This is a genomic window from Thauera phenylacetica B4P (assembly GCF_000310225.1).
Lineage (GTDB): Bacteria > Pseudomonadota > Gammaproteobacteria > Burkholderiales > Rhodocyclaceae > Thauera > Thauera phenylacetica.
The window spans coordinates 1-477 of record NZ_AMXF01000602.1 but is presented as its reverse complement, the minus strand read 5'-3'; the positions used below and the strand labels follow the sequence as shown (position 1 = coordinate 477).

Here is a 477-nt window from a genome sequence, read left to right as displayed (position 1 = left end):
CCGGCTTCGCGCTCGGCCATGCCGGTGCCTGGGGCGTGCGCCTGGCCTTTCCCGAGCTGCCGGCGTGGCCGCCCGACTGGGCGGTGGTCGCCGCGCTCGCCACCGCGCTCGGCACCGGGGTGCTTTTCGGCGTGCTGCCCGCGCGCCGCGCCGCCCGGCTCGATGCGGTGCAGGCCTTGTCGAAGCGGTAGCGGCGATGCGCTGGCAGGACAGCCTCCACCTCGCCCTGCGCGCGATCACCGCGCACCGGCTGCGCAGCTTCCTGACCCTGCTCGGCATCGGCGTGGGCATCGCCGCGGTGATCCTGCTCACCTCGATCGGCGAGGGCCTGCACCGCTTCGTGCTCGCCGAGTTCGGCCAGTTCGGCACCAACGTGATCAACCTGCACCCGGGCCGCCAGGGCGCGCGCGGCGGCCCGCCCGGCCTGCCCTCGACCGCGCGCGACCTCACCCTGGACGACGCCGCCGCGCTCGCCCG

General features: G+C 76.5%; 1 protein-coding gene and 1 pseudogene. Both read left to right on the top strand.

Going from position 1 to position 477, the window contains the following annotated elements; genetic code table 11:
• Positions 1 to 191, top strand: a pseudogene (locus tag C667_RS23900) (ABC transporter permease); the annotation flags it as partial.
• A gap of 5 nt (positions 192 to 196) precedes the next feature.
• Positions 197 to 477 (top strand): ABC transporter permease (locus C667_RS23895; RefSeq protein WP_004392692.1); only part of this gene is annotated, 281 nt, incomplete at its 3' end.